A 13930-nucleotide genomic window follows, 5' to 3' on the forward strand; every position below is an offset into this window, starting at 1 on the left:
GCGAGGAACATTCTCGCGGTCGGGCATGGCCGTCTACCTGTAGGAATCCCCGTCCTTTAGGGTGGGGAGGATGTCAATAGCTTAGACGAGCCGCGCAGGGTGCAATTTCGGCCCCGCTCCGCTAGCATTAGCGATCTTCCGCTCGATCAGGCTACGATGGTTTTTCGATGAGTTATCAGGTTCTTGCACGTAAATGGCGCCCGCGCTCGTTCCGCGAAATGGTCGGCCAGACCCATGTGCTCAAGGCCTTGATCAATGCCTTGGACAACCAGCGGCTGCACCACGCCTATCTGTTCACCGGTACCCGGGGCGTCGGCAAGACTACCATCGCCCGCATCATTGCCAAGTGCCTGAACTGCGAAACCGGTATCACCTCCACGCCGTGCGGCACCTGTTCGGTCTGTCGCGAGATCGATGAAGGGCGCTTCGTCGACCTGATCGAGATCGACGCCGCCAGCCGCACCAAGGTCGAAGACACCCGCGAACTGCTCGACAACGTGCAGTACGCGCCGAGCCGTGGCCGGTTCAAGGTCTACCTGATCGACGAAGTGCACATGCTTTCCACGCACTCGTTCAACGCCTTGCTCAAGACGCTGGAAGAGCCGCCGCCCTACGTCAAGTTCATCCTCGCCACCACCGATCCGCAGAAGCTGCCGGCCACCATCCTGTCGCGCTGCCTGCAGTTCTCGCTGAAGAACATGAGCCCGGAGCGCGTGGTCGAACACCTCAGCCACGTACTGGCGGCCGAGAACGTGCCGTTCGAGGCCGATGCGCTGTGGTTGCTCGGGCGTGCCGCCGATGGTTCGATGCGCGATGCCATGAGCCTGACCGACCAGGCCATCGCTTTCGGTGAGGGCAAGGTGCTGGCCGCCGATGTGCGCGCCATGCTCGGCAGCCTCGACCATGGTCAGGTCTACGGTGTGTTGCAGGCGTTGCTCGAAGGTGATGCGCGGGCGCTGCTGGAGGCCGTGCGGAACCTGGCCGAGCAGGGGCCGGACTGGAGCGGCGTACTCGCCGAGATGCTCAATGTGCTGCACCGCGTGGCTATCGCTCAGGCGCTGCCCGAGGCCGTGGACAACGGCCAGGGCGATCGTGAGCGCGTGCTGGCCCTGGCGGCGGCGCTGCCGGCCGAAGACGTACAGTTTTATTACCAGATGGGCCTGATCGGCCGTCGCGACCTGCCCCTGGCACCGGATCCGCGCGGTGGCTTCGAAATGGTCCTGCTGCGCATGCTGGCGTTCCGCCCTGCGGATGCCGAGAATGCGCCGACACCGGTGCTAAAGCCGGTGGGGATCAGCCAGGCCACAGCTGATCCTGCGAAACCGGTGGCAGCGATAGCGCCGGTGGCCGAGGTGCCAGCCGTTGTTGCGTCCGAGCCTGTGATTGAAAGCATTCAGGCGGTAGTGCCCGAGCCCGAGCCCGTCGCAGAACCAGAGCCGGAACCAGAGCCGGCGCCCGAACCGGTGGGTGCACCGCCAGCGGTTGCGTCGGTGCAGGAGGTTGTCGATCTGCCCTGGGAAGAGCCTGCTGTGGCGCCCGTGGCAACTCGTCCGACGCCAGCGCCCGCCGAGATCCCGGCGCCTGTCGCCAGCCAGCCGGACCACGACGAGCCGCCGTTCGATCCGTCCGCCTATTCCCCGGCCGGCATGGAGCGCGATGACGAGCCGCCTATGGACGAGGATTACTACGTCGGCGAGAGCGACCCGGTCGGCTTCAGCTACCTGGACGAGTTGGCCGAGCATGTCCAGGAAGAAACGCCCGCCGCCGCGCCCGAGCCGCTGCCGGCAGCGGCCCCGGCGACCGGTCTGGCCCTGCAATGGCTGGAATTATTCCCACAGTTGCCAGTGACTGGCATGACAGGCAACATCGCGGCTAACTGTACGTTGATAGCGGCCGACGGTGACGACTGGTTGCTGCATCTGGACCCGGGCCAGGGCGCGCTGTTCAATGCTACCCAGCAGCGCCGTCTGAACGAGGCCCTCAACCAGCACCTGGGGCGCACCTTGAACCTGCGTATCGAGCTGATCCGCCCGGAGCAGGAGACACCAGCCCAGGCCGCCTCGCGCAAGCGCGCCGAACGCCAGCAGGATGCCGTGGCCTCGATCGAGCAGGATCCGTTGATCCAGCAGATGATCAAGCAGTTCGGTGCCAAGGTGCGGCAGGATACTATTGAGCCTGTAGAGGCCCTGGTCAGCCAGGGTCAGTAACGGATAACCATGTGCCCAGCCCCTTGTCGGGCTGCACCCAATGACCCAATCGAGGTATACCCCATGATGAAAGGTGGCATGGCCGGCCTGATGAAGCAGGCCCAGCAGATGCAGGAAAAAATGGCCAAGATGCAAGAAGAGCTGGCCAATGCCGAGGTGACGGGCCAGGCCGGTGGTGGCTTGGTCAGCGTGGTGATGACCGGTCGTCACGACGTCAAGCGCGTCAGCATCGATCAGAGCCTGATGTCGACCGACGAAGACGACAAGGAAGTGCTGGAAGACCTGATCGCCGCGGCTTTGAACGATGCAGTGCGCAAGGTTGAGCAAAACAGCCAGGACAAGATGGGCAGCATGACCGCCGGTATGCAATTGCCGCCAGGCTTCAAGATGCCGTTCTAAGGCATTTTGCTTTGTGAAAGCCGCCGCTGGGGTTCAGGGGCGGCTTTTTTGATGCCTGTAGTAAGGAATTTGGCGCCTGTGAGATCGAGCGCCACCTCAACCCCCAAGACAAGCACCTAGTGGCTCGCACGCTCCAGGGCATGGTCGAATTTCCGGCAGGTTTGCTTGCCGAAAAGTGTCAACCTTGTCCCCGCACACCTGTCCACCCTGTGTCCGGTCCAGACACTTAAGGAAAGTGGCGCAAAACTGCTTGCTCCCACTTAAAGCCCCTACGCTGCGCTCTCGCTTTCACTAGTATCAGCTTTCGTTCGACAACTCGACCGAGCGTCGATGGGCCGCGCCAGTTGCAGCTTCAACCAAGGCGCGAAGCTGGCCCTGGGTTTCGAAGACATCGATTGCCGCTGCTGTCGTGCCGTTCGGCGAAGTGACTGCCACGCGAAGGTCGGTGAAATTGGCATGGGGTTGATGTTGCAGCGTTGCCGCGCCAAACGCGGTTTGTGCGGCCAGGCTGCGAGCCAGTTCCGGGTCGAGGCCCAGCTTGATGCCGGCCTCTGCCAATGCTTCGCTGAACAGGTGGTAGTAAGCCGGTCCACTGCCGCTGATGGCGGTAACGGCATCGAGCTGCTGCTCTTCGCTCACCCAATAGGCTGCGCCCACGGCCTCGAACAGGCGACTGATGACGGCTTGGCGTGAGGCATCGAAATGCTCGGTGGCGTACAGCCCGGTGCAGCCGGCACCGACCAGCACCGGAGTATTGGGCATGGCGCGTACCACCGGGCAACGCTGGCCAACGGCATTGCTCAGGGTGCGTTCGGTCACGCCCGCTGCGACGGAAACCACGGTAGCCTGCTGGCATTGATGATCAGTCAGTCCGGCCAGGGCTGCGGTGGCGTAGGCGGGCTTGACAGCGAGCACGATCAAGTCGAAAGCGCGGTGCTGCGGGACGTCTTCAAGACGGATGTAGCGACCTTGCTCGGCGTCTGCGGTGAGTCCTGGGTCGACGATGCTCAAATGATTGACCAATCCCGCTTGCAGCCAAGCATTACCCAGTGCGCCGCCCATCCGCCCATAACCAATAAAAAGCACGTTCATTGCTGCCTCGGTGTGTTTGTTGTTTTATCGGCGAATAGATTACGGTTTTTTTCAGACAAGGTGCAACCAGGTGCAACTTACACTTTGTCGCGCTTGATTGTTAATCAAGAGATGCACTGGTGACCGTGCAGTCACTGCGCACCAATTTGGTGAGTTCGGGTTTTTCTAGCTTTTTTGTGAATCAAAACAGCGCATTTTTTGGTCCATTACAAAATATTTGGAGATTAATCGTTTAATCAGGGTTGCACTTTTTTTTGCGCTTTGAATAAGATCCGCTCCGACACGGTGCAACCCGGTTGCTCTTCGCGCCAATTCACCTTGTGCTCGCCGACATAAAATCAAGAAACGTAGACTCGAATGACGCCTTCCAGCGCAACCCCCCCCTGCAATCCAGGGGCGTGGCCGAGCCTTGGTCGCCAGCCTTACTGGCAGTTCGATCGAATGGTTCGACTACTTCCTCTACGGGACCGCCGCCGCCCTGGTTTTCAACAAACTGTTCTTCCCTACTTCGATCCGGTGGTTGGCCTGTTGCTGGCTTACCTGTCGTTTTCCCTGACATTCTTTGTCCGACCCATCGGTGGCATCCTGTCCATCGCCGCGTTCATCGTGCCTTACTTCAAGTTGCTCGATACTCACACCGCTTGGGGGCTGCAAGTAGCCACGGTGATCGCCTTCGGTGTGCTCTGGGCGCCGGTGACCGCCGTGCTGGGTACCATGAGCTCGGAAATCTTTTCGACCCGTGTGCGTTATACCGGCATCACCCTGGGCTACCAGTTGGGCGCAGCCCTGGCCGGCGGTACCGCTCCGTTGATCGCTACCTATCTGCTCAGCCGCTACGACGGCAGCTGGCAGCCGGTCGCCCTGTACCTGCTCGGCACCGTGGTGATCTCGCTGATCGCCGTGCTGTCGGTGCGTACCGGCAAAGCCGACAAACCCGATACTCGAGGCGCCGTGCGGGTCTCCTGATCCAGTAGGGTTGTCATCCCATCGACAAGCCGGCTCTTCCAATCAAGGACGGGCCGGCTTGTTGCCGTCTGGGGCTAGCGATTTGACGCACAAGGCAGTGCTGGGTATAAACCGCCTCTTATTGATATGTCAGGCCTTTCCCCATGAGCTTCAGCCCTCTGATCCGCCAACTGATCGACGCCCTACGCATTCTGCCTGGCGTGGGTCAGAAAACCGCCCAGCGCATGGCCCTGCAACTGCTCGAGCGTGACCGCAGTGGTGGCGTGCGCTTGGCCCAGGCCCTGAGCCAGGCCATGGAGGGGGTCGGGCACTGTCAGCAGTGCCGGACCTTGACCGAGCAGACGCTGTGCCCGCAATGCGCCGATCCCCGCCGGGACGACACCCAACTCTGCGTGGTAGAGGGGCCGATGGATGTCTATGCGGTGGAGCAGACCGGCTATCGCGGGCGTTACTTCGTGCTCAAGGGGCATCTGTCGCCGCTGGACGGCCTGGGCCCGGAGGCGATCGGCATTCCACAACTGATGGCGCGAATCGAGGAGCAGGGCAGTTTCACCGAGGTGATCCTGGCCACCAATCCGACGGTAGAAGGCGAGGCCACTGCGCACTACATCGCTCAGTTGCTGGCCGAGAAGGGCCTGGTGGCCTCGCGCATCGCCCATGGCGTGCCATTGGGCGGCGAACTGGAGCTGGTCGACGGCGGCACGCTGGCGCATGCCTTTGCCGGGCGCAAGCCGATCGCGTTGTGACAAAGGGCCGCAGAGCGGCCCGGAAAGCGACTCAGTATTCGCTCAGGGAAAACTCGGTCAGGCAGAAGGTCGGTACCCCGGCCGCCTGCAGGCGGCGCGAGCCTTCCAGCTCGGGGAGGTCGATGATCGCTGCCGCCTCGAACACCTGCGCTCCGGTGCGGCGCACCAGGTTGACGGCTGCCAGCAAGGTGCCGCCGGTGGCGATCAGGTCATCGAAGATCAGCACCGAATCACCTTCGCACAGGCTGTCGGCGTGCACTTCCAGGAACGCTTCGCCATATTCGGTCTGGTAGCCTTCGGAGAGTACATCGGCAGGCAGCTTGCCTTGCTTGCGGAAGAGAATGAGTGGTTTGTTCAGCTGATGGGCGATAATCGAGCCGATCAAGAAGCCCCGCGCGTCCATTGCACCGATGTGGCTGAACTCGGCTTCGACATAGCGTTCGATGAACTGATCGGCCACGTAGCGCAGCCCACGCGGCGACTGGAACAGCGGGGTGATGTCGCGGAAGATCACGCCCGGTTTGGGAAAGTCCACTACCGGGCGGATGAGGGCTTTGAGGTCGAAGGCGTCGCTGTGCATCGTTGCGGGTATCCTGGAAAAACGAATGCGCCAGTATACCCTGTTCGCAGCGGGCTCAGGACTCCATTGCGCCACCGGCCAGTGCGCACAGCTGGATCGGGTCGAGGATGTGCACTTCCTTGCCTTCGGCACTGATCAGGCCATTCTGCTGGAAGCGGGTGAACACCCGCGACACGGTTTCGACCGCCAGACCCAGGTAGTTGCCGATCTCGTTGCGCGACATGCTCAGGCGGAACTGGTTGGCCGAGTAGCCGCGGGCGCGGAAACGTGCCGAGAGGTTGACCAGGAAGGTGGCGATCCGCTCGTCTGCGGTCTTTTTCGACAGCAGCAGCATCATTTGCTGGTCGTCGCGGATCTCCCGGCTCATCACTCGCATCAGCTGGCGGCGCAGCTGGGGCAGTTGCACCGACAGTTCGTCGAGGCGCTCGAAGGGGATTTCGCAGACCGAGGTGGTTTCCTGGGCCTGGGCCGACACCGGATAGGCCTCGGTGTCCATGCCTGACAGCCCCACCAGCTCACTGGGCAGGTGGAAACCGGTAATTTGCTCCTCGCCGCTGTCACTCAGACTGAAAGTCTTGAGGGCGCCGGAACGTACGGCATAGACCGAGCCGAAATTGTCACCCTGGCGGAACAGGAACTCGCCTTTCTTCAGCGGACGTCCGCGTTTGACGATCTCATCCAGCGCGTCCATGTCTTCCAGGTTGAGCGAGAGAGGCAGGCACAGGGGCGCCAGGCTGCAATCCTTGCAATGGGCCTGGTTGTGCGCGCGCAGTTTGACTGGCTCGGACATTTTCAATCGATCCTTGTGGGAAAACACACATTAGCCGTAAGGGTAACCCACGGCATGGGTCGGAAGCCAGCGCGCGCGATTGTGTCGCGGCCTGGCAGCGCTTCAGCGCTGGTGTCTGCGCAGCGCATTGCCTGCCCATAGTGGTCTTGGCAAGACGTATTGTCCATGTGGTTATTCGTCTCGGTCCTAGATGACTCGTGAGAAGCGCTGTCGGTTCTGTAGGGCCAAGTAGGCATCGAACAACATGCACACCGAACGAACCAGCAGTCGCCCCGCCGGCAGGATGCGGATGCCTTCGGCATCGAGATTGATCAGGCCGTCGCGTTGCATGCTTTGCAGTTGTGGCCAGAGGTCGTTGAAGTAGCCGCGAAAGTCGATGTTGAACGCCTGTTCGATGGGCTCGAAAGCCAGTTCGAAGTGACAGATCAACTGCTGGATCACCGCGCGGCGCAGGCGATCGTCGTCATTGCACAGCAGGCCGCGCTGGGTGGCCAATTGGCCGTTGGCGAGTGTCTCCTGGTAGGTGTTGAGGTCGCTGCTGTTCTGGCAATACAGATCGCCGATCTGGCTGATGGCCGAGACGCCCAGGCCGATCAGGTCGCAGTGCCCGTGGGTGGTGTAGCCTTGGAAATTGCGCTGCAGGGTGCCTTCCTCCTGGGCCACGGCCAGTTCGTCGTCGGGCAGGGCGAAGTGGTCCATGCCGATGTAGCGGTAGCCGGCCGCAGTGAGTTGTTCGATGGTGTTGCGCAGCATCTCCAGCTTGGCTGCGGGCGGTGGCAGATCGTTGCTGTCGATGCGCCGTTGCGGCATGAAACGCTCGGGCAGGTGGGCGTAGTTGAACACCGAGAGGCGATCGGGTTGCAGGCGGATCACTTCGTCGACGGTGCGGGCGAAGCCTTCTACGGTCTGCTTGGGCAGGCCGTAGATCAGGTCGAGGTTGACCGAGCGGTATTGCAGGGTGCGCGCCGCTTCGATCAGGGTGCGGGTCTGTTCCAGGCTCTGCAGGCGGTTGACCGCTCGCTGCACGGTCGGGTCGAGGTCCTGTACACCCAGGCTGACGCGGTTGAAGCCGAGTTCGCGCAGCAGACCCATGGTCGGCCAGTCGGCTTCGCGTGGATCGAGTTCGATTCCATAGTCGCCGTCATCGTCCTCGCACAGGTTGAAATGGCGGCGCAGGCAGGCCATCAGTTGGCGCAGCTCGGCGTGGCTGAGGAAGGTCGGGGTGCCGCCGCCAAAGTGCAGTTGCTCGACGCGCTGATGCGGGTCGAGGTGGCAGGCGATCATCTGGATCTCCTGCTCCAGGCGTTGCAGGTAGGGCGCGGCGCGACCGCGGTCCTTGGTGATCACCTTGTTGCAGGCGCAGTAGTAGCAGATATTGGCGCAGAACGGCACATGCACATACAGCGACAGGGGACGCACCGCCCGGCGGCTCTCGCGCAAGGCGTGGAGCAGGTCGAACGAGCCCACCTGGCTGTGCAGTTGCACGGCGGTCGGGTAGGAGGTGTAGCGTGGGCCGGCCGAATCGTAGCGACGAATCAGGTCGGCATCCCAACGTAGGTCGTCGAGCATGGAGGCGGTCCCCGGAAAGAGATGCAATGTCCGGAGTCTAGGGCCGCCGGTAACTGGCTGTGTTGACTTGTATCAAGGGGTATCGGTGCGCCGAGCGGCCCGCTCAATGCCCCATCAGCCAGTGTTGGTGGGGGCCTGGCAGGGTCCAGAGGCCAAACAGGATCACCAGCAACCCCCCGGCTACCCGTACGCTGCGTCGGCGCAGCAGCGTATTGACGCGTTCCGCTGCCAGTCCGGTGGCCAGCAGCACCGGCCAGGTGCCCACGCCGAACGCCAGCATCAAGGCCGCGGCATGCCAGACATTGCCCTGGCTGGCGGCCCACAGCAGGGTGCTGTACACCAGTCCGCAGGGCAGCCAGCCCCACAGTGCCCCCAGCAACAGCGCGCGGGGCATGCTCGATACCGGCAGCAAGCGCGTGGCCACGGGTTGCAGGTGCCGCCACAGCCCCCGACCCAACGCTTCGATGCGGGTCAGTCCGCTCCACCAGCCGGCCAGGTACAAGCCCATGGCGATCAGCAGCAGCGCCGCCACCACCCGCAATGCCAGTGCCGCCGGGCTGCTGGCCACGGCCCAGCCGGCAACGCCCAGCAGTAGCCCTGCGCTGGCATAGCTGAGAATGCGACCGAGGTTGTACGCCAGCAGCACGCGCAAGCGGCGGCTGCGTTGCTCGGGCGCAATGGCTAGGGTTAGCGCACCCATGAGTCCACCGCACATGCCCAGGCAATGGCCGCCACCGAGCAGGCCGAGGATCAATGCCGAGCCGAGCAGAGGGAGCAGATCAGCCACGGGGCGGTGGTTCCTGGTCGTCAGCTTCGGCGGGGTCGGGCTTGACCGCCGCCTGGTGGCGCGGATCCTGGTCGTCGAACAGGATGCTGTGGGCAGGGCTGTCCAAGTCGTCGTACTGACCGCTGTCCACCGCCCAGAAGAAGATGTACACGGCCACCCCGACGAGCAGCAGGGCGGCCGGGATCATCACATAGAGCGCGGGCATGGCGTGTTCCTTCCAGGCAGCGGTGTTTCGCTCGGGCACGGCGTCGTGTCAGCGGGCAGACGGGTCAGGCGCAGGGCATTGAGCACCACGATCAGCGAACTGACCGACATGCCGATGGCCGCCCACACCGGGGTGATCCAGCCGAGCGCGGCGAACGGCAACATGAGGCCATTATACAAGGTCGCCCACAGCAGGTTCTCAAGGATGTTGCGGCGGGTGCGCCGGGCCAGGTCGAAGGCTTGTGCCAGGGCCTGCAGGCGGTTGGACAGCAGCACCGCGTCGGCGCTGGTCTTGGCCAGGTCGGTGGCGCTGCCCATGGCTACGCTGATGTCGGCAGCCGCCAGTACTGGCACGTCGTTGACCCCATCGCCCAGCATCAGCACTTTGTGGCCCGCGGCCTGCAACGCCTTGAGGCGTTCGAGCTTGTCGTCCGGGCGCAGGCCGCCGATGGCATGGTCGATGCCCAGTTGCGCGGCCACTTCGGCGACCATCGGTGAACTGTCGCCCGACAGCAGCAGCGTACGCCAGCCCCGGGCCTTGCAGGCGGCCAGCAGGACCGGCGCATCCTCACGCAGGCGGTCGTCCAGGCCGAACCAGGCCAACGGACCGCTTGCGTCACCCAGCAGCAGCCATTGGCCGCGGGGCTCGGGCAATGGTGGGGGAGTGGCGCCACTGAGCGTACACACGAACGCAGCCTGGCCGATACGCAACTGCAGGCCGTCCACCCGTCCTTCCAGGCCCAGGCCGGGCACGTTGCGCACGGCCTCAGCCGGCAGGCTCGCCTGGCCAAAGGCGCGGGCGATAGGGTGCTCGGAGCGGTTTTCCAGGGCGGCGGCCAGGGCCAGGCAGCGTTCGGCGGAGACCGTGCCCAGTGGGCGGATGCTGCGCAGGGCCAGGCGGCCCTCGGTGAGGGTGCCGGTCTTGTCGAAGATGACCGTGTCGATCTGGTTGAGACCTTCGAGCACATGGCCACGGGTCACCAGCAGTCCCAGCTTGTGCAAGGTGCCGGTGGCGGCGGTCAAGGCCGTGGGCGTGGCCAGCGACAAGGCACAAGGGCAGGTCGCCACCAGCATCGCCAGGACGATCCAGAACGCCCTGGCCGGCTCCAGATACCACCACCCCAGGCCGATGAGCACGGCGGCGAGCAGGCTGAACAGCAGAAACCACTGCGCGGCCCGATCGGCGATCTGCGCCAGGCGTGGTTTTTCCGCCTGGGCACGTTCGAGCAGGCGCACGATGGCCGACAGCCTGGAGTCCGGGCCGAGGGCTTCGACTTCGATGTCCAGGGTGCTGTCCACGTTCAGCGTGCCACCGGTGACCCGCTCGCCGGCCTGGCGCGGCAGTGGCAGGTATTCGCCGGTCAGCAACGATTCGTCGACACTGGAGTGGCCCTCGACGATTCGGCCATCGGCCGGAATCACTGCGCCGGGCAGCACGCGTACGGTATCCCCGCGCTGCAGTTCGCGCAGCAGGATGCGCTCGGCGCTGCCGTCGCCGGCCAGGCGTAGGCACGAGGCCGGCAACAGGTTGACCAGTTGTGCGGTGGCCGCCGCGGTGCGTTCGCGGGCGCGCCGCTCCAGGTAGCGGCCGGTGAGCAGGAACAAGGCGAACATGCCCACGGTGTCGAAATACAACTCGCCAGTGCCGCTGATGGCGGTCCAGATTCCAGCGCCGAAGGCCAGGGCGATGGCCAGGGATACCGACACGTCCATGGTCAGGTGGCGCGTGCGCAGGTCTCGTGCAGCGCCCTTGAAGATCGGCGCGCAGCTGTAGAACACGATCGGAATGGTCAGAAACAGCGCCACCCAGCGCAGGATGGTATGCAGCTCGGGCGACAGGTCGATGTTGAATTCCGGCCAGGTGGCCATGGTCGCCATCATCGCCTGGAACCACAGCAATCCGGCCACGCCAAGGCGGCGCAGGGCGCTGCGGTTTTCCTCGGCCAGGCGCTCGGCAGCCTGGTCGGGCTGGTAGGGGTGGGCGGCGTACCCAATCTGGCGCAGTTCGGCCAGGAGCGTGGACAGTGGCGATTGGCGGTCGTCCCAGTTCAGCAACAGGCGGTGGTTGGAAAGGTTCAGCCGGGCTTCGGCGACGCCGGGCAGGTTGCGCAGGTGCTTTTCGATCAGCCAACCGCACGCGGCGCAGCTGATGCCTTCGACCAGCAAGGTGGCCTCGGCCAGGTCGCCGGTGTGGTGTACGAAGCCTTGTTGCACGTCGACGCGGTCATACAGCGCCAATTCGTCCTGCAACGGCCGGGGCAGTGCCTCGGGGTTGGCGCTGGTGTCGCTGCGGTGCTGGTAGTAGTGCTCCAAGCCGCCAGCGACGATGGCCTCGGCCACTGCCTGGCAGCCCGGGCAGCAGAATGAGCGGGGCTCGCCGAGCACCACGGCGGTGAAGTGGCTACCGGCCGGAACCGGCAGGGCGCAGTGGTAGCAGGGCGTGGGGTGGGTCATTACTGGCGCTCGGCACCTTGCAGCGCTTCATCGCCCAGCTGCAAGGTCACACCATGCTCGACCTTCTCTTCCTCGAACAGCCGCCACACATGATCGTCCTGGCTGCCCAGCAATTCGATGAAGCGCCGTCCCTCGACCTTGTCATCCAGTTGCCCGACATAACGCCCGGCCTCGACGCGGCTCAACGCTACCTTGCGGTCGCGCTCAGGTTGGGTCGGCGAGATCAGGTTCAGCTCCAGGCTCTGCGGGTCGCTGTTGCCGGTCAGGCGCAGGTCCACTTCGCCGGTCAGTTCGTCGAGGTGCACGCTGGCCTTGAGGTTGAGGGTCTGGGCCAGCAGTTCGCGGTCCAGCGAGCGATTGATGCCCTTGCCGGCCTCGTAGTAGTTGTCGTTGACCAGGTTGTCCGGATTGCGCACGGCGATGCTGACCATGGTCAGGCTCAGGCATACCGAGGTGGTCAGGATGCCAATGATGATCCAGGGCCAGAGGTGCTTGTACCAGGGGCTGGCGGCGGTGGCGGCAGGCATTGTGCGTGTTCTCTCTCAGCGGATCTGTGGGCCGATGAATCGGCTCTTGGCTTCAACCTGGCTGTCACCGTCATCGGCGCTCTTGAGGATGAAGGTGATTTCATTGGTGGTCGAGGGCAGTTTCTCGGGCGCGACCGACAACTGCACCGGCAGGCTGACGATGTCGCCGGCGGCCACGCTGATCTCGCGCTGGCCCTCCAGGCGCAGGTCCGGCAGGCCGGCGGCATCGAGCACGTAGACGTGGTCGCGCTGGTCCTTGTTCATGACCTTGAGGCTGTACACGTTCTCGATCCGCCCCTGGGCGTTCTCGCGGTACAGCACCCGGTCCTTGCTGACGTCGAAGCCGACCAGCGAGCGGGTGGCGAAGGCCGTGGCCAGGGCGCCGATCATCACCAGCAGCACCACTGCGTAACCGATCAGCCGTGGACGCAGCATATGGGTCTTCTGCCCGGACAGGTTGTGCTCGGTGGTGTAGCTGATCAGGCCGCGGGGGTAGTTCATCTTGTCCATGATGTTGTCGCAGGCATCGATGCACGCCGCGCAGCCAATGCACTCGATCTGCAGGCCGTCGCGGATGTCGATGCCGGTCGGGCAGACCTGTACGCACATGGTGCAGTCGATGCAGTCACCCAGGCCGTTGGCCTTGTAGTCGAAGTCCTTCTTGCGCGGGCCACGGGTTTCGCCCCGGCGCGGGTCGTAGGACACGATCAGGGTGTCCTTGTCGAACATCACGCTTTGGAAGCGGGCGTACGGGCACATGTACACGCACACCTGCTCGCGCAACCAGCCGGCGTTGCCATAGGTGGCCAGGGTGAAGAAACCGACCCAGAAGTAGGCCCAGCCATCGGCCTGGCCGGTGAAGAATTCGCTGACCAGTTCGCGGATCGGCGAGAAGTAGCCGACGAAGGTCATGCCGGTGACGAAGCCGATCAGCAACCACAGGCTGTGCTTGGCCAGTTTGCGCAAGAACTTGTTGCCGCTCATGGGCGCTTTGTCGAGCTTGATGCGCTGGTTGCGGTCACCCTCGGTGACCTTTTCACACCACATGAAGATCCACGTCCACACGCTTTGCGGGCAGGTGTAGCCACACCAGACCCGCCCGGCGAACACGGTGATGAAGAACAGGCCGAAGGCGGCGACGATGAGGATGCCCGACAGCAGGATGAAGTCCTGCGGCCAGATGGTGGCGCCGAAAATGTAGAACTTGCGCTCCGGGAGATTCCACCAGACTGCCTGATGCCCGCCCCAGTTCAGCCACACGGTGCCGAAATACAGCAGGAACAGCAGTGCACCGCCAACCATGCGCAGCCTGCGGAACAGGCCGGTGAAGGCGCGGGTATAGATTTTTTCCCGAGCGGCGTAGAGGTCGACGGAATCCTTCCCTTTGCTGGCAGGCGGGGTGACATCATGTACCGGAATTTGCTTGCTCATCATCAAGTCCCACGGCAGTGGAAAAACGCCGTGGCCAGTGCTTGCCGGCCACAGTCTGGCGCATGCGGTTAGCGCTCTGCGGTCCATGATACGCCGGTGATGGCACCGCGGGGTGGAGCTGCGACCTTTAGTCGCGTTGGGTTGGCGGGGTCAATCGTGTTATGGCGGGTGTCAATTG

The 13930-nt window shown here is 63.7% G+C and carries 13 protein-coding genes; 4 read left to right on the forward strand and 9 right to left on the reverse strand.

From position 1 onward, the window contains the following. The first annotated feature begins 167 nt into the window (after positions 1-167). The gene (gene dnaX, locus KY379_RS20035; protein ID WP_261241228.1) at positions 168-2207 is read left to right on the forward strand and encodes a DNA polymerase III subunit gamma/tau; all 2040 of its coding nucleotides are present in this window, start codon (positions 168-170) and stop codon (positions 2205-2207) included. Positions 2208-2270: 63 nt separating this feature from the next. After that, a complete protein-coding gene (locus tag KY379_RS20040; protein WP_054899968.1) occupies positions 2271-2606 on the forward strand; it encodes a YbaB/EbfC family nucleoid-associated protein in 336 nt (111 codons plus the stop codon). 297 nt (positions 2607-2903) lie between these two features. On the opposite strand, the gene proC is transcribed toward KY379_RS20040, so the two are convergent. Beyond that, complete coding sequence (gene proC, locus KY379_RS20045) at positions 2904-3698, reverse strand: pyrroline-5-carboxylate reductase (RefSeq protein WP_196172613.1); 795 nt, start codon at positions 3696-3698, stop codon at positions 2904-2906. A 528-nt stretch (positions 3699-4226) separates the two neighbouring features. Here proC and KY379_RS20050 point away from each other — a divergent pair. Both KY379_RS20050 and recR read left to right on the forward strand, forming a co-directional pair. Next, entirely contained in the window at positions 4227-4664 is a 438-nt protein-coding gene (locus KY379_RS20050; RefSeq protein ID WP_261241225.1) for a hypothetical protein, read from the forward strand. Between the two features lie 143 nt (positions 4665-4807). Further along, a complete protein-coding gene (gene recR / locus KY379_RS20055) occupies positions 4808-5410 on the forward strand; it encodes a recombination mediator RecR (protein ID WP_133331526.1) in 603 nt (200 codons plus the stop codon). Between the two features lie 31 nt (positions 5411-5441). Here recR and KY379_RS20060 read toward each other — a convergent pair whose 3' ends face one another. The 8 genes from KY379_RS20060 to ccoG all read right to left on the reverse strand — a co-directional run bounded on the left by KY379_RS20060 (position 5442) and on the right by ccoG (position 13752). Further along, positions 5442-5990, reverse strand: a complete 549-nt coding sequence (locus KY379_RS20060) for an adenine phosphoribosyltransferase (RefSeq protein WP_196172616.1) — start codon at positions 5988-5990, stop codon at positions 5442-5444. A 55-nt stretch (positions 5991-6045) separates the two neighbouring features. Further along, a complete protein-coding gene (gene fnrA, locus KY379_RS20065) occupies positions 6046-6780 on the reverse strand; it encodes a Crp/Fnr family transcriptional regulator FnrA (RefSeq protein ID WP_133331522.1) in 735 nt (244 codons plus the stop codon). Positions 6781-6966: 186 nt separating this feature from the next. Beyond that, on the reverse strand, positions 6967-8349 hold the full coding sequence (gene hemN / locus KY379_RS20070; RefSeq protein ID WP_261241224.1) for an oxygen-independent coproporphyrinogen III oxidase: 1383 nt from the start codon (positions 8347-8349) through the stop codon (positions 6967-6969). Between the two features lie 103 nt (positions 8350-8452). Beyond that, complete coding sequence (locus KY379_RS20075; RefSeq protein ID WP_133331518.1) at positions 8453-9136, reverse strand: sulfite exporter TauE/SafE family protein; 684 nt, start codon at positions 9134-9136, stop codon at positions 8453-8455. Beyond that, a complete protein-coding gene (gene ccoS, locus KY379_RS20080; RefSeq protein WP_133331516.1) occupies positions 9129-9341 on the reverse strand; it encodes a cbb3-type cytochrome oxidase assembly protein CcoS in 213 nt (70 codons plus the stop codon). Before ccoS ends, KY379_RS20075 begins: the two co-directional genes overlap by 8 nt. Further along, positions 9323-11794, reverse strand: coding sequence for a heavy metal translocating P-type ATPase (locus tag KY379_RS20085; RefSeq protein ID WP_261241221.1), 2472 nt, complete (start codon positions 11792-11794; stop codon positions 9323-9325). The genes ccoS and KY379_RS20085 overlap by 19 nt, the downstream gene beginning before the upstream one ends. Continuing rightward, on the reverse strand, positions 11794-12321 hold the full coding sequence (locus KY379_RS20090) for a FixH family protein (protein ID WP_196172622.1): 528 nt from the start codon (positions 12319-12321) through the stop codon (positions 11794-11796). Before KY379_RS20090 ends, KY379_RS20085 begins: the two co-directional genes overlap by 1 nt. Positions 12322-12336: 15 nt before the next feature. Next, positions 12337-13752, reverse strand: a complete 1416-nt coding sequence (gene ccoG / locus KY379_RS20095; protein ID WP_261241219.1) for a cytochrome c oxidase accessory protein CcoG — start codon at positions 13750-13752, stop codon at positions 12337-12339. Between the last annotated feature and the right edge of the window lie 178 nt (positions 13753-13930).

The organism is Pseudomonas sp. HD6422, from assembly GCF_025377065.1.
GTDB classification, from domain to species: domain Bacteria; phylum Pseudomonadota; class Gammaproteobacteria; order Pseudomonadales; family Pseudomonadaceae; genus Aquipseudomonas; species Aquipseudomonas putida_U.

Excerpts from the sequence above, each read along its gene's own strand:
- dnaX (WP_261241228.1), top strand. The coding sequence starts at position 168 with ATGAGTTATCAGGTTCTTGCACGTAAATGGCGCCCGCGCTCGTTCCGC.
- KY379_RS20040 (WP_054899968.1), top strand. The coding sequence starts at position 2,271 with ATGATGAAAGGTGGCATGGCCGGCCTGATGAAGCAGGCCCAGCAGATG.
- proC (WP_196172613.1), bottom strand. The coding sequence starts at position 3,698 with ATGAACGTGCTTTTTATTGGTTATGGGCGGATGGGCGGCGCACTGGGT.
- recR (WP_133331526.1), top strand. The coding sequence starts at position 4,808 with ATGAGCTTCAGCCCTCTGATCCGCCAACTGATCGACGCCCTACGCATT.
- KY379_RS20060 (WP_196172616.1), bottom strand. The coding sequence starts at position 5,990 with ATGCACAGCGACGCCTTCGACCTCAAAGCCCTCATCCGCCCGGTAGTG.
- fnrA (WP_133331522.1), bottom strand. The coding sequence starts at position 6,780 with ATGTCCGAGCCAGTCAAACTGCGCGCGCACAACCAGGCCCATTGCAAG.
- hemN (WP_261241224.1), bottom strand. The coding sequence starts at position 8,349 with ATGCTCGACGACCTACGTTGGGATGCCGACCTGATTCGTCGCTACGAT.
- ccoS (WP_133331516.1), bottom strand. The coding sequence starts at position 9,341 with ATGCCCGCGCTCTATGTGATGATCCCGGCCGCCCTGCTGCTCGTCGGG.
- KY379_RS20085 (WP_261241221.1), bottom strand. The coding sequence starts at position 11,794 with ATGACCCACCCCACGCCCTGCTACCACTGCGCCCTGCCGGTTCCGGCC.
- KY379_RS20090 (WP_196172622.1), bottom strand. The coding sequence starts at position 12,321 with ATGCCTGCCGCCACCGCCGCCAGCCCCTGGTACAAGCACCTCTGGCCC.
- ccoG (WP_261241219.1), bottom strand. The coding sequence starts at position 13,752 with ATGAGCAAGCAAATTCCGGTACATGATGTCACCCCGCCTGCCAGCAAA.